Annotated in this window: 16 protein-coding genes; 7 read left to right on the forward strand and 9 right to left on the reverse strand. The window is 41.7% G+C overall.

Annotated features, from left to right (window positions below):
* Window positions 1-97: 97 nt before the first annotated feature.
* Complete coding sequence (locus AACW45_RS18735; RefSeq protein ID WP_190628389.1) at window positions 98-1,102, reverse strand: glycerophosphodiester phosphodiesterase; 1,005 nt, start codon at window positions 1,100-1,102, stop codon at window positions 98-100.
* A gap of 131 nt (window positions 1,103-1,233) precedes the next feature.
* On the opposite strand from AACW45_RS18735, the gene ligA reads away from it, so the two are divergent.
* The 3 genes from ligA to AACW45_RS18750 all read left to right on the forward strand — a co-directional run bounded on the left by ligA (window position 1,234) and on the right by AACW45_RS18750 (window position 4,521).
* Window positions 1,234-3,267 carry an NAD-dependent DNA ligase LigA gene (ligA, locus tag AACW45_RS18740; RefSeq protein ID WP_190628391.1) on the forward strand — a complete coding sequence of 678 codons (2,034 nt, stop codon included), beginning with the start codon at window positions 1,234-1,236 and terminating at the stop codon, window positions 3,265-3,267.
* Between the two features lie 197 nt (window positions 3,268-3,464).
* Complete coding sequence (locus AACW45_RS18745) at window positions 3,465-3,953, forward strand: hypothetical protein (RefSeq protein WP_190628393.1); 489 nt, start codon at window positions 3,465-3,467, stop codon at window positions 3,951-3,953.
* A gap of 187 nt (window positions 3,954-4,140) precedes the next feature.
* Window positions 4,141-4,521: a DUF423 domain-containing protein gene (locus tag AACW45_RS18750; protein WP_190628395.1), complete on the forward strand. Its 381-nt coding sequence runs from the start codon at window positions 4,141-4,143 to the stop codon at window positions 4,519-4,521.
* A 313-nt stretch (window positions 4,522-4,834) separates the two neighbouring features.
* Here AACW45_RS18750 and AACW45_RS18755 read toward each other — a convergent pair whose 3' ends face one another.
* A complete protein-coding gene (locus AACW45_RS18755; protein ID WP_190628397.1) occupies window positions 4,835-5,239 on the reverse strand; it encodes an ExbD/TolR family protein in 405 nt (134 codons plus the stop codon).
* Window positions 5,223-5,879, reverse strand: a complete 657-nt coding sequence (locus tag AACW45_RS18760; protein WP_190628399.1) for a MotA/TolQ/ExbB proton channel family protein — start codon at window positions 5,877-5,879, stop codon at window positions 5,223-5,225. The genes AACW45_RS18755 and AACW45_RS18760 overlap by 17 nt, the downstream gene beginning before the upstream one ends.
* Before the next feature lie 306 nt (window positions 5,880-6,185).
* Here AACW45_RS18760 and AACW45_RS18765 point away from each other — a divergent pair, with 306 nt between their 5' ends.
* Window positions 6,186-7,937 carry an energy transducer TonB gene (locus AACW45_RS18765; RefSeq protein ID WP_190628401.1) on the forward strand — a complete coding sequence of 584 codons (1,752 nt, stop codon included), beginning with the start codon at window positions 6,186-6,188 and terminating at the stop codon, window positions 7,935-7,937.
* Window positions 7,938-8,102: 165 nt separating this feature from the next.
* Here AACW45_RS18765 and AACW45_RS18770 read toward each other — a convergent pair whose 3' ends face one another.
* The 3 genes from AACW45_RS18770 to AACW45_RS18780 all read right to left on the reverse strand — a co-directional run bounded on the left by AACW45_RS18770 (window position 8,103) and on the right by AACW45_RS18780 (window position 12,432).
* Entirely contained in the window at window positions 8,103-9,041 is a 939-nt protein-coding gene (locus tag AACW45_RS18770) for a phosphoribulokinase (protein ID WP_190539053.1), read from the reverse strand.
* Between the two features lie 485 nt (window positions 9,042-9,526).
* On the reverse strand, window positions 9,527-11,527 hold the full coding sequence (locus AACW45_RS18775) for an alpha-amylase family glycosyl hydrolase (RefSeq protein ID WP_190628403.1): 2,001 nt from the start codon (window positions 11,525-11,527) through the stop codon (window positions 9,527-9,529).
* Between the two features lie 467 nt (window positions 11,528-11,994).
* Window positions 11,995-12,432 (reverse strand): CoA-binding protein, encoded by a 438-nt coding sequence (locus tag AACW45_RS18780; RefSeq protein WP_190628405.1) that lies wholly within the window; start codon window positions 12,430-12,432, stop codon window positions 11,995-11,997.
* A 47-nt stretch (window positions 12,433-12,479) separates the two neighbouring features.
* Here AACW45_RS18780 and AACW45_RS18785 point away from each other — a divergent pair, with 47 nt between their 5' ends.
* The 3 genes from AACW45_RS18785 to AACW45_RS18795 all read left to right on the forward strand — a co-directional run bounded on the left by AACW45_RS18785 (window position 12,480) and on the right by AACW45_RS18795 (window position 14,790).
* A complete protein-coding gene (locus tag AACW45_RS18785) occupies window positions 12,480-12,692 on the forward strand; it encodes a hypothetical protein (RefSeq protein WP_190628407.1) in 213 nt (70 codons plus the stop codon).
* Window positions 12,693-12,860: 168 nt separating this feature from the next.
* Window positions 12,861-13,523 (forward strand): class I SAM-dependent methyltransferase, encoded by a 663-nt coding sequence (locus tag AACW45_RS18790; protein ID WP_190628410.1) that lies wholly within the window; start codon window positions 12,861-12,863, stop codon window positions 13,521-13,523.
* A 709-nt stretch (window positions 13,524-14,232) separates the two neighbouring features.
* Window positions 14,233-14,790 (forward strand): cobalamin biosynthesis protein, encoded by a 558-nt coding sequence (locus AACW45_RS18795; protein ID WP_313933723.1) that lies wholly within the window; start codon window positions 14,233-14,235, stop codon window positions 14,788-14,790.
* A gap of 21 nt (window positions 14,791-14,811) precedes the next feature.
* On the opposite strand, the gene AACW45_RS18800 is transcribed toward AACW45_RS18795, so the two are convergent.
* From AACW45_RS18800 to AACW45_RS18810, 3 genes are all read right to left on the reverse strand, one after another.
* Window positions 14,812-15,165 carry a phage holin family protein gene (locus tag AACW45_RS18800; protein ID WP_190628412.1) on the reverse strand — a complete coding sequence of 118 codons (354 nt, stop codon included), beginning with the start codon at window positions 15,163-15,165 and terminating at the stop codon, window positions 14,812-14,814.
* 265 nt (window positions 15,166-15,430) lie between these two features.
* Window positions 15,431-16,327, reverse strand: coding sequence for a peptidoglycan-binding domain-containing protein (locus AACW45_RS18805; RefSeq protein ID WP_190628751.1), 897 nt, complete (start codon window positions 16,325-16,327; stop codon window positions 15,431-15,433).
* An 87-nt stretch (window positions 16,328-16,414) separates the two neighbouring features.
* The gene (locus AACW45_RS18810) at window positions 16,415-17,698 is read right to left on the reverse strand and encodes a M16 family metallopeptidase (protein WP_190628414.1); all 1,284 of its coding nucleotides are present in this window, start codon (window positions 17,696-17,698) and stop codon (window positions 16,415-16,417) included.
* Window positions 17,699-17,988 lie beyond the last annotated feature (290 nt).

Here is a 17,988-nt window from a genome sequence, read left to right on the forward strand (position 1 = left end):
ATTCGTAGGGTGTGTTATGCCGCAGGCTAACGCACCTTCAATTATTAATAATACGGTGCGTTGCGCTACGCGACAACACACCCTACTTTTTTAATTATTATTGTATATTGCTATTTTGTAATTTTACCAAATTTGCAGTATCGGGAAAATCACTAAATACACCATCAACGCCTAAGCTAAAAAATAGCTCATACTCTTTTTGCGGATTATCTTGAAAATCGAGAGGTAAAAATAAATTTTCATTGCGGAATGTCCAAGCATGGACTAGTAAAGACGCTGCATGAGCATCACTAACTAACGATGTCGGAGACAGTAATTTTTTATTATTATCTATAGGAATGAGCAAATTTTTATGAATTCCTATCGCTTGTGCATATTCAGCAATTTCTTGTAAACCTGATTCTGTAACTAAATCTGCATAACTTCTAATATCACCATTAACGATAAAATCATAAGGTTTACCAGTATTATTCAACAATTGCACCAAAGGTAAATCAGTTTTATTCGCTAAATATTTAAGGTTGCTAACTTCAAAAGATTGAATAAAAATCGGTGCATTTGCGCCTTGATAACCATTAGCTTGTAAAATTGCTAGTAAAGGTTCTTCTAAAGCTAATCCGATAGATTGAAAATAAGTCGGATGTTTAGTTTCTGGATAAATACCAATAGTCCGCCCAATTTCTATACTTTTAGTTTTAGCTAAATCGATAATTTCTTGGAATGTAGGAATTGCCAACAATCCATCATAAATTGTATTTTGCGATCGCACTTGGGGAATACGCTCTTTTGCCCGCAGAGTTTTCAGTTCTGCTAAGGTAAAATCTTCTGTAAACCAGCCTGTTTTACTTTCCCCATCAATAATTTTAGTAGTTTGACGTTCAGCAAATTCTGGATGCTGCGCTATATCCGTAGTTTCCGAAATTTCATTTTCGTGACGCGCAACTAATACACCATCTTGAGTTGCCACTAAATCGGGTTCAATATAATCAGCCCCTAAATCTATTGCCAGTTCATAAGCCGCTAATGTATGTTCTGGACGGTAACCGCTAGCACCTCTATGTGCAATAATAATGGGGGTTGTAAATTGCGCAATTGTCTTCATTGCCCTGATTTTAGATAAATTATTCTTGGAATGACATTCTCTATTTTCCGGAATACTCAAAACCTCAAAGTCAGTCGCTATACTAGCAAAACATCGTTAAATTTATTTGCTAAGTATTTTGTAAACAGGCAATGATACAGAGTCAGCCAGAAACCAAGCGCGTAGCAGAACTACGTCAATTATTACAGCAAGCTAGCTATGCTTATTATGTCCTAGATGCGCCGATTATGGAGGATGCAGTCTATGACCAGTTATATCGAGAATTGCAACAATTAGAAACCCAGTATCCAGAACTAATAACACCGGATAGTCCGACTCAGCGTGTGGGTGAAAGACCTGCAACGCAGTTTACATCTGTGCGGCATAATATTCCCTTATATAGTCTGGAAAATGCCTTTAATTTAGACGAGTTGCAAACATGGGATCAGCGTTGGCAAAGACAAGTACCGAAAACTGATGCAGTAGACTATGTTGCAGAATTGAAAATTGATGGTTCGGCGATCGCTCTTACTTATCAAAATGGCATACTAACTAGAGGTGCTACTAGGGGTGATGGGGTAACAGGTGAAGATATTACCCAAAATGTGCGCACAATTCGTTCCATTCCCTTACGCTTAAATTTCGACGGCTTAGAACCTTTAGAAAAGGTAGAAGTCAGGGGTGAGGCTTTTCTACCCTTAGAAGTATTTAAACAAATTAACGAAGAAAGACAAAAAACCTCGGAGCAATTATTCGCTAATCCCCGCAATGCTGCGGCTGGTACCCTGAGACAATTAGATTCGCGCATTGTCGCCCGCAGACGCTTAGATTTCTTCGCTTATACCCTACACATTCCCGGTAGAGATGATGCCAGTATTGCTAATACTCAATGGCAAGCTTTGGAATTGTTGCAAAAAATGGGTTTTCGCGTCAATCCCAACCATAAATTATGTCCTTCCCTGGCGGATGTGGGCGATTACTACAAATATTGGGATACGGAAAGGCTAAATTTAGCTTACATGACCGATGGAGTCGTCGTCAAACTCAATTCCTTTAAACTGCAAGAACAACTAGGATTTACCCAAAAATTCCCCCGGTGGGCGGTAGCGTTGAAATATCCCGCCGAAGAAGCACCTACTCGCGTGGAAAATATTGCTGTAAATGTGGGGAGAACCGGCGCGTTAACACCCTTGGCAGAAATGCGTCCAGTACAATTAGCAGGTACGACAGTATCTAGAGCTACTTTACATAATAGCGATCGCATTACCCAATTAGATATCCGCATTGGCGATACAGTCATTGTTCGCAAAGCCGGCGAGATTATTCCAGAGGTAGTGCGAGTACTGAAAGAACTGCGTCCTGATAATACACAACCGTTTATTATGCCTAGTAATTGTCCAGTTTGCGGACAACCGGTGGTGCGAGAATTAGGTGAGGCTGTTACTAGGTGTGTTAACGCTTCCTGTGCGGCGATTCTCAAAGGCGCAATCGAACATTGGGTAAGCCGCGATGCTTTAGATATTAAAGGAATGGGGGAAAAACTAGTACATCAACTCGTCGATAAAGGTTTAGTGCATTCCGTCGCTGATTTATACAATATCACCGAAGCCCAGTTATGTAGTTTAGAACGAATGGGACAAAAATCGGCACAGAAATTAATTGATGCGATCGCGCAATCAAAAAATCAACCTTGGTCGCGAGTATTGTATGGTTTAGGTATCCGTCATGTTGGCAGCGTCAACGCCCAATTATTAACAGAAAAGTTTAACTCGGTAGACAAATTAGCTCAAGCTAAACAGTCAGATATTGCGCTTATTTACGGAATTGGTGACGAAATTGCCGAATCTGTACATCAATGGTTTAAAATTGCAGCCAATCAAACATTAATTTCTCGCTTACAAACAGCAGGGTTACAGTTAGAAACTACTCAAGAAACTACAATAACTGAAGGTAAGCAAACATTAGCGGGTAAAACCTTTGTTGTCACAGGAACATTACCCACATTAAAGCGTGATGAAGCTAAAAGTTTAATTCAAAAAGCCGGCGGTAAGGTAACAGATTCAGTCAGTAAAAAAACAGATTACTTACTTGTAGGTGAAGATGCGGGTTCCAAATTAGCCAAAGCCGAATCCTTGGGAATTCCTCAATTAACAGAAGTACAGTTTTTGGCGATGTTAGAAGAGTAGTCATTTGTCATTTGTCATTTGTCATTTGTCATCATTTAATAACTATAGGCTTTGGACTATTGACTATTGACTGTTGACTGTTGACTATTGACTATTGACTATTGACTATTGACTATTGACTATTGACTCTTAACCATTGGAAGCTTGGCAAAACTAAAGTTAAAATTGCAAGCAAAGTTAAAATCTGAGAGAGATTTATGAAAACTGCTGAAAAATTAGCTGCTGGTTGGCTACTCACACTCGGATTCATGTTTTTAACTCTATCAGTCTCAGCAGGAATTGAGAAACATAACTTATTGAAGCCAATCCCCGGCGCTAATGAAGAAAGAGGTGCAAGAGAATTCTTTAATAAAGATGCTCTTTATCTCCTGGATAATACGGCTAGGCAAGGTTTAATTTTTGGCGTTCCTACTTTAATTTTAGGGGGATGGCTGAGTTTAGGATTATATTATCAAAGCAAACAAGAGAAAAAAGCAATAAATCAACAAATGAGCGATCGCCTACAAGGGATTTTTTATCAAATGTTACAAGAAAACAAAGGGCGCATGACCCTTGTTGGCTTTGCAGTTAAATCAGAATTACCCGCGATCGCCGCTAGAGAATATTTAGACGAAAAAGCTAAAGAATTCAATGCTAATTTTCAAGTCAGCGAAGATGGGACTGTATCATATCATTTTGAGCTTTAAATGTTTCAGGGGCTAGGGACTAGGGGCTAGGGACTAGGGGCTAGGGAATAGAAATTGTTATGCTTGGTTGTGGGTTTTTCCCCTTGTCTTCCTTGTCTCCCTTGTCTTCCTTGTCTCCCTTATCCCCCTTCCCTTCTCTCTCTGCTTTCATCCCTACATCTTCTCCACCAATCTACGCCTAAGTATAATGACGCAGATTTTTTTAAGTATAGCTGCTCTGTTTGGCGGTTTATCTGTTGCGGCTGGAGCCTTTGGCGCTCATGCTTTACGAGACAAAATCAGCGAGCGATCGCTAGAAATTTTTGACACGGGCGCAAAGTATCAAATGTACCACGCTATCGCATTATTATTAGTAGGAATTCTACTAAGTCGCACCGAGTCGCCACCTTCTACCCTCATAGCCAGTGGTTGGCTATTCATTCTCGGTATTGCCATATTTTCAGGCAGCTTATACGCTTTAAGTTTAACTGGTATCAAATCTTTAGGCGCAATTGCACCCTTGGGAGGCGCAGCTTTTATCGCTGGTTGGGGTGCTTTAGCCTTCGCCGCTTGGAATTTAAAACTTTAACTGTTGATTCTTGTACAGACGCGATTAATCGCGTCTCTAACAAGATGGGATTAATCGCGTCTCCAAATAAAAATACCCCCTTATAGGGGGTTTTTGCTGAGGTTCATGTTTTTGACAAAACACAAAAGGATAACTTAGGTTCGGTATAACGAAAGAGGATAAGTAAGGTTCGGTATAGAGTTTCTGTATATGCGCCCATATTAACAGCTAAATCAGTAAATGCAAGGGGCGATCGCGGATTCTTCAAAATTACTTCATCAAAACTCAGCAAAGCTTACGAAAACGCTAAAAATCCCCCCGCAAAAGGTAACATTTAAGGCTTTTGAGTGGCGATCGCTAATCTTGCGCCCTTAACCTGGCGTACTCGATCCATAATCGTCACAATCTCCCCATGTTCCACTTTGCGATCGGCGTTAATTACCACAATCGTGTCTGGGGTGGAACCAACCATACCCCGTAGCTGTTCAGTTAACGCATCAACTGTTGTCGGCTTTTTATTCAAGCTAATATTACCGTTAGCTTCCACTGTCACAGTAATTTTGGTTGGTACTTGCGACTGTTGCGAAGTCGAAGCTTGGGGTAAGTTGACTGGTAATCCTTCTTGGCGCGTCAGAAACAGGGTGGACATGATGAAAAACGTCAAAATCGCAAAAATTACGTCAATCATCGGCACAATATTTATCTGTGCTGGAACATCCGCTTCATCTTGTAGACGCATATAGTCTTTCTCCTCCTCGTTCGTAACGACGGCGATACAATAGTTCTAATTGCCCACCATATTCCTGAATCAAGCCAGTTTGACGTTGCGCTAATCCGCGAAAAGAATTAGCAAAGAACAGGGTGAAAATTGCCACAACTAGCCCAGAAGCTGTAGACACTAGTGCTTCACTAATCCCTGATGTCACACCTGCGGTTTTTGTCCCGCCAACATCACCCAGATTGAGAGACGCAAAGGACACAATCAAACCTAGCACCGTTCCTAATAAGCCAAATAATGGTGAAAGTCCGATAATTGTGTCAAAAATTGTGTTGAATCGCTTAATAATCGGTAATTCTGCTTGCGCTTCACTTTCCAACGCCAAGCGAAATTCTTCTGGTGTGGGTTCTTCCAATTCCAAAGCAGCTAGGAAAATTCGGGGAATCGGTAAATTTACATTTTGACGAGATTTTTCAATTGCACCCACCACATTATCCATGCGATAGAGATTGAGAATCTCTCGCACCACCTTACCTTGGCGGGTATTGATTCGATACCAAAACCGCACGCGCTCAACAATCAAAGCTAGCGCCACAATAGAAAACGCCAGCAGAGGCCACATTACCACGCCACCTGCGACAAATAACTCTTTAATCCCCATACATCCTTTGGTCTAATTTCAATGAATATGCTGATACCGTAAGTTTTCAGGCAAATTGAGATAAACTCTCAACTGAGAATTATAGAATACTGCGAATACTTCTCAACTTGATGTGAAAGTATCATGACAGAAAACGTATCGATTATTCAAGTAGCATTCATCCAATCGTTCTAGCTTGATGCTTGACAAGATGTCATAGTTGACAAACTAACGCAAAAGTAATATTCAGGATATTTACAGATATTAATTGACTTTTGCCCCAGGACAATTTAACCTTTGTTAGTGAGAATATCTGGCAACATACTTATGAGCTTCTCCGGCACTACTTTCGAGCAGCGAGAGAAAGAAACAAAGGCGCTTAAAGGTTTTTTGGTTCTGAGTCTAATTGGTTCCCTTGGCTTCCATGTAGCGGTACTCGCTTCTGGGGTTGGTAATTATTTCTCTAGAGTTTCCCCCCAGGAAGAGGAACCAATTGAGTTTACAGTTCTCGACAATCCGGAAGAGAAAAAGGTAGAGGTAGAACCAAAGCCGGAGGAGTCTCCTAAAAAGCTGGAAGTTGAAGAAAAAACTGAGGTTCTAACCAGTTCCCCAACTAATCCGCCAACTGAAACTATCGTCAAACCCGAAAACCCAATACAGCCGATTCCCCTCCCAGCCAAGGTGGAATTACCACCCCCTAAGCAACCCATTGTCTCTGAACCACCTGTTCAAAAGTTGGTGGAAAACTTGAAGAAACCTATCGAGCAAGTTAAACCTCAAGTTCAGCCAGAAAAACTCGCAGATAAGCCTGTTGCGGTACCTCAAACAAATTCCAGTAATTCTAGTAATTCCAGTAATTCCAGCAGTAATTTACGCGATACCCTACGAGGAATTAGAAATTCTCAAAGCAGTCAATCAGTTGCTACAAGTAATATCAGCAATTCTGCAACGCCAGGAAATGGTACGCCAGGCGGCGGTGGCGGTGGCGGTGGCGGTGGAACATCCGTATTAACTGGTAATGGTTCTGGTAGTATTGGCGGTTCTGGTACGGGTACTGGTACTGGTAACGGTTCCGGTGTTGGTAGCGGTAACGGTTCCGGTGTTGGTAGCGGTAGCGGTTCCGGTATTGGTAGCGGTAATGGTTCCGGTGTTGGTAGCGGTACTGGTTCCGGTGTCGGTAGTGGTAGCGGCTCTGGGATTGGTAGCGGTAGCGGTTCCGGTGTCGGTAATGGCGGATTACCTGTAGCTACTGCACCCACAACCCCAAAATTACCTAGTAATGGCGATGGAGAAGGTAATTCTCGGCGTGGCGGCGATGGTCGTGCTGCTTGTCAAGAATGTAATGTTAGATACTCAGATAGAGCCAGACGGCGGAAGGCAGAAGGCAGAGTCAATGTAGCTGTTGATACAGATAGTAATGGTAATGTTACTAATGTGAGGTTACTTGGTTCCAGTGGCGATAGAGAATTAGATGAGGAACACCTACGCCAAGCTAGGAATTGGAAACTCAAGCCTTCTGAAAGCGGTAGACAAGGCGTTCAGATAGCTACAGAGTATGCGATTCAAGGTTCGCGTCGCCATAGCCAAGTAAGGAAGCAGCAACAGGAACGTCAAGAACGTGAAAGACAAAGGGAAATAGCAGCTTCTAGCAATAACACCAATAATAACAACTCTGCTACAGAAACACCAAGACGCAGACGGCGTTTAGAAGCGGCGACTTCTGGTAGTAACGATGTTCCTGTCAGATCAACAAGACAAAGGGAGCAAAGTGCTACTAACAGTACAGAATCCAGAATTAGCCGGAGATTACGGCGCACAAATACCGCAGAATCTACTCCAACCAGGGTACAAAATTCTGAGAATTCTTTGAGTAATCGTCTGCGACGGCGATCGCGAGAAGTGACAGCAGATGTGAGAACATCAGGAGAAACAACGCAAAATTTATTGCGAAGACGACGACGGACTGTGAAACCATCTGCACCAGCGTCGGATAGTGGTAGCCGTTTGCGTAATGCTTTGCGTCGTAGCCGTGAATCTACTCCTGCTGCTGCACCAACTCCGAGTACAACTACACCGTAGGCGTTGATGTTGGCTGACGAAAACATTGGAGTTAATTAGTAATTCGTAATTCGTAATTACATCCCCGTCGCTTGGGGCTTGTGGCGGGAAACGGTATGTTATTTCCCATGCCCCATGCCCAATTCCCAATGCCCAAAAACTCCATCCCCTTGTGGGTGGAGTTTTTCATAAGTGTATTTGCGTTGCCTTGAGCATGTGATAAGTAATAATCAACTGCGTTAGCGCTAAGGGATAGCTTTGCAATGTTTCCCCGGTGGTACCGGCAACTTTACCCAGTTCGGGGTTACTTTCGCGATCGCATATGCTCTTAAGATGTGGCATATCAGAGCAAATGATATGCTCTAGTTTATTCACTTGTTCTAAAGTCGCGTGACCGTCAACTTCTAACACATCCACAGGTTTACCCATATCCCGATCTAATCCCAGGCGAATCGCTGAATCAGAACTACCGTTAGTTGATTGAATAATCGAGGTAAAATCAGGATGGGGAATTGTCGGACGCAGTACCAGCCTGACATTTAAATGTCCGTTAGTTTCATCTTGTTCCCCTTCCGGTGGATAAAAACTAATCACAATATCAGACCATTGACGTTGAGGACGAATATATTGCTCTGAGTCTGGTTCGCGCTTTTCTAATTCTGCTAATACTTGTTCGGGGGTGTAGCCGCGTTTTTGCGTGTCGCGTTTCACTTTCCACTGGGCGCGTAAATCTTCGGGGGGTGCAAGGTAAACTTTGACATCATAAGCATCACGGGCAGCCCTGGTGGAATAACCAAGTAATCCCTCAATAATCACGAATTTACTCGGTTTTATATAATGCGGTGGCTCAAATGTCCCAGTTTTGTGGCTGTATACTGGTTTGAGAATGGATTGTCCTGTACGCAGCAGTGATAAATGCTGCTGCATAATATCTAAATAGTTGCAATCTGGATGAAGGGCGGTAATTCCAATTTCTGCACGTTGTACGCGATCGTAGCGATGATAATCATCGGTACAAATAATCGTGACATTCTCGGGCCCAAGTACTTGAGCAATCCCTCTAGTTAATGTTGTTTTTCCTGCCGCACTGTCACCAACAATACCAAGAATAATTGGACGGCTCATCATACCCCCCCATAAAGAGTTAAGTAAATCTGTTCATGATTAACAATATTCTCAATTTTAAAAGGGAAATTGACAATTAACTGAAATCAGTGCTTTTATGCAACATCTCTACACAATATTATTTCTTAGTTAATTTATGGCAAAATATACAACTCTTGGTAAATGTATCAGTGGCATATTTGATTTTGGAAATCAGTTTCGGCTGCACAATACTCACCATATCCAGGTTTTGATAGACATTGACCATCGGACAGATACGGAAGTTTTAGCAACAATTAAAATGGATTCTTACTGGTTTGTTGAATTCGATAATACGCTATTTTTTTATCAAATTAGTTAATTGCAGAGACTAAAAATTTTGTTTTGTTGTGATTTTCTCACATAGCTTTTTTAGCAAAATAAGCGGCACATCAATATATTCTAGAGGGCATGGCACTGCCATGCCCCTACCGCATTCTTTTTTTAAATTGGTATCACAAAGGTGATTACACTAATGTATACACCTTAGCTTCCCAAGGAAAGATACCTTCTCTACCTACCCATTCTTGAGGGACGATGCGCTCTTGGGTAATTTCTTTCCACTGTTTACCTGGGGGAGTAGCAGGCCAATTGGGAACTCGGTATTCAGCACCCCAAGGGGTACCATAATCAGAGAAATTGGCGACGACAACAACTAAATTATCAGCTTTATTGCCACGCTGCCAAACTAAGACACGTTTACCATCGTTGAAATCTGTATGAATGAATTGCGTATCATTCACTGCTAAAGCATCAGAGTTTTTGCGGAAGTGAACTAACCGCGCCACATATTGAAAAATACGTTGTCGCCAATCATCTTTAACGCGACTGTAGTTTACAGGATCGATTTGTTTATGGCTACCATGTTCATCAGCGATGACTAAATCATGTTGATCTGCAAATTCATCACCAGCCAGAATCATGGGAATCCCCACAGCAGTGAGTAAGCAGACAAAGGCTAGTTTAATGCGCGGTTCAGTGCGATCGATACCGTTATTTACCAAATAGTTAAAGAACCGTTCGTTACCATAACCGCCGACATCATGGGATGTCAGGTAGTTTACTGCTTGAGAACCATCGCTAAAGCCTAAGTTGCGACAATCAATTAATTTGCGCACACTCCATTCAAAACTTGGTTCATCCCAGGCGTTTTTACCTAAAATAACTTGGCGGATGATTTGTTTAAACTTCTCATTCCACAATCCATCTAAACGGTTTTGATGCACTAAAGCTAAAGGTACGCTTAATTCTTCGCCAATGACTACAAAGCGATCGCTTGTCCCTCCCCTTTTATCCCATAAAGTGCGGGCAAAATCTTTAAATTCTTGCAAAAAGTCGTAATTAGCAACATTATTCACGCTATCTAAGCGCAACCCATCAACTCGATAGTATTCTATCCAATGAGCAATATGAGCTTTCAAATATTCTCGTGTGGGAACCAACCAAGATTTTTTACCAGTGATGGGGTGATAACCTTCTACCCAATAATTGTATTTAAATAAATCTCCGCCAAAGCCATCTCGATTACCTTGTTCGGGATCGCCGCTACCCCATTTGATGTAAAAATCGAGAAAATTCACGTTATGGTAAGGATTATTCCGCGAAAATGCCATCACAATGTCGATAAAGAAGCGTAAACCTTGCTGATGGCAAACTTTAATTAAATTAGCTAGATCGGTAGAAGCTGTCGGTGCTGATTGTTCGTCTGGTCGTCCTAGATCGTAATCTGCGGCAAAATAATTTGCAGTACCGTAGCCCCAATTCTCTACATCATCACTATCTTCTGGAGGAAGAAGTTCTAAAGCATTCACTCCCAGTTCTACAAGATGGGCGCGATTGTTTAAAGTCCTCAATGCGCGGAAGTTAGGCGCTGTTACTCCGGGAATCAATAGGGCGAGAATGTCGCGAAATGTGCCATTCCCAGCTTCAATTTTGCCATTGGGGTTAATTTTCGTCCAACGGGTAGGTAATTCATAGATTACCAAGCGATTATTAGTTGGTAGTTTATCTAAAGCTGCATCGCCTTCCCAATTTACAGTTTCACCATCGGGATCGCAAGGAATCAACTGTCCATTTTGATATAGCACCACGCTAGCGGGATCAAAGCTAGCAACTCCCCCTGGTTCCGATGGTGTGGGTGCATTTTTGCGCCGATCTATAGTTGTAGCTGTGGGATCGGTGCAGTAGAGAATTTGGTTAGCATTGGCGATATCGTAAGGATCTGTGTTGCGGACTTTAAACCAATAAAAGTAAACTTGTCCTTCAGTTAATCCGCAATCTTGGGCTGCAATTTCCCATAATTCGGGAAATTCGGGTGATTGTTGCAGCTTAAATTCGCCGAATTTATTGGTTTGGTTGGGATCTTGGGGATTTTCTGTGCCAATGTAGAGAGTCGGCGCTGTGGCAAAATAGTTGGGACGCCATAAGACAAAGTGAGTCTGTTTACGGCTCAATAAATCAATAACCATGATAAAAACCTCTAATTGATCAAAGTCTGCTCAAGGATGAAATGTTAAATAGGAGTACAGAAGTGGCAAAATATTCATCCTTCCACTTTTTTTGGTCAGTTATGTATTGGTTACAACAGGGTTGATTGCTATTCCAGATAGGTGCAGAAATTTTTCGGGATGAGGATGAAATTAAGGAAATTCCAAGTAAATAAATATTCAATTGCAGGGGGAAAAGGAGGACAAGGAAGAAAGAATTACTAGTGCTGCATGGCGTAAATAACCATACCATTTTATAAATTCATTTTGATAATCTAGAGTAGTGCGAGCATCTTGCTCGCGTTTGTCAGCGAGCAAGATGCTCGCACTACAATTGTATGCTCATTTCCGCCGACCTGTACTAGTACAGCACAGAGGAAATAAGAATACCATCTAAAATAGGTAAAAAGCTTACGAAATAAGCATTTTTACTTTTTACTTTTTACTTTTTACTTTTGCCTTATTGTACTAGCTATTCCCAACTGCAGATACTCAATTTTAATACAAGCATCCATGATGACGTTTAAGCCAGCATCTAATGCTTGCTGTTCTGCAACGCGATCCCAGATACCTAATTGCGCCCAGATGGTTTTGGCATTAATTGCGATCGCATCTTCGATAATCTCGCTTAAATACTCAGCCCGGCGAAAAATGTTAACAATATCTACAGTAGCAGGAATTTCTCTGAGTGATGGATAGCAAGGTTTTCCATCAATTTCTGTTACAAGGGGGTTGACAGGATACACTATGTAACCTGCTTGCTGCAAAAACTGGGCGATTTGATAGCTAACGCGATTGGGTTTATCGGAATGTCCGACAACTGCGATCGCTTTGGCTTGGGTTAATACCTCGCGTAAAGCATTGCGATCGTTTTTCAGGTTTGGCATATATGATATAGAAGAAAGTCGAGCCTTGGCAAAACGATAAACTAAAAATGACTTTAACGGAACTACTTCCCGCGATTCAACAACTGTCGGCACAAGAAAAGCTGAAGTTAATCCGTATCCTAGCTGAAGAACTAGATACTCAAGACAATATTTCTCCTCTAGAACCATATAAAACTTACTATTTGCCAACTCCTTATGATAATTTTGGTGTTGCAGAAGTTTTGATGGCAACAATGCCACAAGTAGAGCAAGCTAATTAAGCATTAATTCTTATTCTTTGTGAGGCTGCATCCCAACGCCCGCAGGCTGTAAGCCTGGGGCTAACACAACAAAGCCTGCTTAAGCAGGCTAACTATATACATTATTAATTAAAAATTGGGATGAAGATGCTTTGCTACATTTAAATCAACTAAGGATGATAGCTGTAATTGACAAACCAAACACTAGGACTGGAACCAAATCTTTATAATTATTTACTGTCTGTTTCTTTGCGAGAACCAGAAATATTAGCGCAATTACGTCAAGAAACAGCCACACATCCAATGGCAATGATGCAAATTGCACCGGAACAAGGACAGTTTATGGCTTTGTTGGTGCAATTAATTGGTGCTAAAAAAACTTTAGAGTTAGGTGTATTTACAGGTTATAGCACGCTGATAGTGGCGTTGGCATTACCTAGCAATGGTAAAGTTGTAGCTTGTGATGTCAGTGAAGAGTTTACCGCGATCGCTCGTCGTTATTGGCAGCAAGCAGGGGTAGCCGATAAAATTGACCTACATATTGCCCCAGCTTTAGAAACTTTAGATAATTTACTCGCCGCAGGTGAAGCGGAAACCTTTGATTTTGCGTTTATTGATGCAGATAAGAGCAACTATGATGCTTATTATGAGCGATCGCTGCAATTAATTCGTCCGGGTGGACTGATTGCGATCGATAATGTCCTTTGGTCGGGTAGAGTTGCCGATGAGCAAGTAAAAGATAATAGAACTCGCAAAATCCGCGCCTTTAATGAAAAGCTACATCAAGACCAACGGATTACCCTGAGTTTAGTCCCAATTGCCGATGGTTTGACATTAGCGCGGAAGAATTAAACTACTAAGGTTTATACCCTGCTAAGTTGAAAATTTACTGCTGAATTAATTGTATAATTTTGGTATCTAAATAATTGCCAAAATATCTGTATTGACAGCAGATTGCAAGTTAGCGAGGTACAGATAATCGTTGATTGTAGGGGCACTGGCACTGCCATGCCCCAAAGCGCGTACTATATTAATGATTATGAGAGCCTTTGCAAATTATATTTAATTACACCGACCTACTTACCATCAGGGAGCAAGATACTCGCACTACCCATGAAAAACTATGGTTTTCAAAATAGATGTGGTTTATGTTTTTTTAAATATATTTAAAAACCGGAAATAAAATAAATGTAAACTTCACATCTTAAATAAAAAATTAAGCAATAATTAAGATAGTCAAAATCTGCAGCAACGAAGAAAAAAGAAAATTGAAACACCAAGATAGAGAAGGTAAAATGCTTGCGCCTCAAGCATTGTCATGAATTCAAACTGAATCAAGATAATTTACCTTTTACCTGTTCTCTGCCTCGGCGTTTCCTACTGTGCTAGATGTACTCAATATATAGTTTTTATTTTTTGGCAAAAGTATTCTAAAGATCAGTTTTTATGTATAATAATAAACTTCAAAGTATACAAGTCATACAAATAGGTTAATTCACGCTGATTCCTGCAATTATAGAAAAAATAAAAATTGTAAATTTAAATTAGAGAAAAGCTAATAGTGAATGTAAAAAGCTTGTGGGTAGGAATTGGTTGTCAGCGAGGGACATCAACACAGTTGCTTGAAAAGGCGATCGCACAAGTATTTCGAGAAAATCAACTCAATCAAAATGCGATCGCGGGAATTGCTACTATCGACAATAAAGCTAAAGAACCAGCTTTACTTGAATTTTGTCAATTACATAATTTAGCCTTCAAAACCTTTCCCGCCGAAGTTTTGCGTCTTGTTTGTGTCCCCAATCCGGCAAAACTTATCGAGCAAACCGTGGGAACTCCCAGCGTAGCTGAAGCTGCGGCGATGCTTGCTGCTGCTGATATTAACTGGCTAACTCAGATAATAGATGAAATTCTCCCACTCAACCCAAATGCATCTCACCTTACTCCGACTTTGACGCCTGTAAGAGTAAGGTGCTTAGTTCCTAAACAAATTTTTCGCTTACCAGACGAACCAGGAGCCGTTACAATAGCCGTTGCTCAAGAATTAACGAAGATAGCAAGTGTTATAGATCCAAATTCAGAAACCCAGGCAAAATCTGGATTTCTTAATTTTGAATTTTGAATTTTGAATTTTGAATTCGTATTATTCCACCACCCGCAGAAAATAGTTAATCACGCTAGAGACAATCGCTAACACAATCGATCCCAACAAAGCCGGGAAGAAGCCCTTGATTTCAAAACCCGAACCTGGAGTTAGCGCACTTGCTAACCAAAGAGCCAAGGCATTGATCACAAATGTAAATAAACCAAAGCTGAGTAAAGTAAGTGGAAAAGCAAAAAATCGTAAAATTGGGCGAATAAAGGCATTAACTAGCCCAATTACAATAGCAGCAACTAGCGCCGCCACAAAAGTTTCGATTACGAATCCAGAAACAATTCTTGAGGTGATCAATAAAGCCACCGCAGTACCCAACCAAGTTAATAAAAAGTGTTTCATGAATGATTTGTCAATGGTCAATGGTCAATAGTAAATGGGCATGGGGCATTGGGCATGGGGCATTAGGCATTGAGTTATATAGGGGACTTACAAAAAATAAATTACCCATATTCCGTAGTGCGAGCATCTTGCTCGCTTTTTAACACCCGCGAGCGAGACGCTCGCACTACAAATTTATTGGGATATTTAAAAAATTGGATGTCCCTAGTTACCCCCTCTGCCTCCTCTGCTTCCTCTGCTCCCTGCTCCCTGCCTATCTATGAGTCTAGCGCTGACGCTGCGATCGCTCTAGCAGTACGTACCAAGTACCGCCACCTGCGACACCATCGGCTTCTAAGCCATAGCGACTTTGGGCGGCTTTAACTGCGGCTTCGGTTGTAGGGCCAAAGTCTCCATCAACATCACCGCTTAAGAAACCTAGCCTTTTTAAAATTTCTTGCAATCTGCCAACTTCTGAGCCACGATTGCCTAAACGTAAAATTGGCAATCCTTCTGGGGTGTATTGAATACCAGGAGTACGTTCAAAACGCGGAATTTGTGGAGTACGCGGTTGTGTAGGGCGAGTATTTGCAGGGCGGGTAGTTGCTGGACGGGTGGTACTTCTGGGTTGTGGCTTGGGTTTGGTAGTTTGTCTCGGTTGGGCTGGTTTTGGCTCTGGTTGCGGGGTAGTTGCTCGCCTGATGTTACCTGCTTGGGCGGGTGCAACTGCTGTTGGTTTTGCAGGGGTTGGCTTTGGTGCAGGGCTGGGTGCTGTGGCGACTGCTTGTCCTGGAAACAATTTTTGCCAAGTCGCAGTATCAACAATCCCATCTGGATTTAAGCCGGCTGCTTGCTTAAAGCGAGAAACGGCACTAGCGGTATTAGCAGTATAATTGCCATCCACGGGGCCTGTATAAAAACCCAAGAGTTTTAGCGCTGCTTGCAGTTCAGATACACGTTCGCCTTGACTGCCAATACCTAAAGTCGGGCGGTTGAGGTTGACATTAGGATTTGCTTGGGCAATTTTCTGGGGTGCTGCATTTGTTACCACTGTAGAGGCAGCAATCAACACCGGCACAGAAGCAAGCACAAGTAGCCAGTTCAACTTGTAGGTACTGGAAGCAGGAGAAAATTTAATTGCATTTAAGTAGCTCAAGATACTGAATGATAAGCCGCCTTTCATGGTATGTGCCACCGTAATCTTCTGATGCTAATAGTACGGCCGCTTGAGCGAAGAGGAAAGCTAGTGCATTTATTTTGTCACGACAAATTAAGTAATTGCACTATTAATTGCGGCTTCTGGGCCGACTAAAGATAAGTAGGGTTGCTGTAAATATCGGCGTGCAACTGCGATCGCATCTCCTACTTCTACAGCAGCAATTAACTCTTGGAATGTTTGGTCAAATTCAATTCCTAATCCCAAGGTTTCATACCATCCATAGATTTGCGCAATTTGTCCGTTAGTTTGTTTACCAAGGGCGTACTGTCCTAATATTTTGTTTTTCGCTGCTTGCAGTGCGTTGGCAGATATTTCTGTTGTTGAAAGTAAGTCAACTTCTTTACATAATCCTTGCAAGGCAATTGTTGTATTTTCTGGTGCTGTACCCATATACACGACAAACGCGCCAGCATATAGCCTGGTGGGAAACAGTGCGGAAACTTCATAAGCCAAGCCTTGCTTTTCCCGCAATTCCACAAATAAGCGGCTAGAAAGCCCATTACCTAAATAAGTAGCCAATAATTTCAACGCCGCATAATCAGCAGAATTGACAGCTGGCCCCAAATACCCAAGCATGACAATAGATTGTTGTGTTTGTAGGGGCTGAAGCTTTTGCTGGGGTTGAACGGGAATTTCTGGTACATTTAAGGTGTGTGGTTTGCTATTTGGCGATCGCCAATCACCAAATACTTGGGTAATTAATTTCACCGCTTCTTCTGGTTTAATTCTTCCCGCAATACTAATGACTACATTATCGGGACGAAAATGAGTTTGGTGATAATCGACTAAATCCTCACGAGTCAAGCTGCTCATCGTGGTTTCATCACCTAATACAGACATGGCATAGGGATGATTTTGATACATTGCTTGGCGCAATTGATCGTAAGCAATGGTAAACGGCTGCTCTTTTTGCGAGCGAATATCTTGGAGTGCTAAACGCCGTTCTAATTCTACTTGAGTTTCCGGGAATGTAGGCGATCGCAAAATCAACCCTGCTAATTCCAATATCTCCGGAAAATCTGCTGTTACCGTCTTCAGCGACAGCAAAAAATAATCATTAGCAGTATCAGTACTTAAACTCGCCCCGACAGATTCCACCCTTTCGGCAATTTCTAAGCTAGAAAGTCCAGCGCAGCCTTTTGTCATCACAGCAGATAATAAATGTGCTAATCCGGCTTGTTCCCGGCTTTCGGCACAACTACCAGCACGAATAAAAATCCGGGCTGCAATAATATCAGCAGCCTGATTTTCTGCCATCAAAACCACAATACCATTGCTTAATACAGTCCGGTGGATCGGGGAATTAGAGATAGATTTGTTCACAGTTGGAGTCATTAACAATTCAAAATTCAAAATTCAAAATTCAAAATTTATCGAAAAACTGGGTCTAAAACCCCGTCCTTGTAGGACGGCTTTTGGTAAAATCAGGGATGTGGAAGGGTAATTAACCACATGAAAAACCCTATTGCTACCTAACACGTAGACGCTGCACCTTGACAACTGAATCTAGAGGGTTCTACTTCTTTGTTCTAGTATCACCTGGAAGTAGGTAAAAGATTCACAGGTACTAGACGAACAGCATTTAACTTCAAACAAAAAATTGCAAGCTTTGCAAGTACGGTAGG

The organism is Calothrix sp. FACHB-168 (genome assembly GCF_963889195.1).
In the GTDB taxonomy this organism is placed as follows: domain Bacteria; phylum Cyanobacteriota; class Cyanobacteriia; order Cyanobacteriales; family Nostocaceae; genus Aulosira; species Aulosira anomala_A.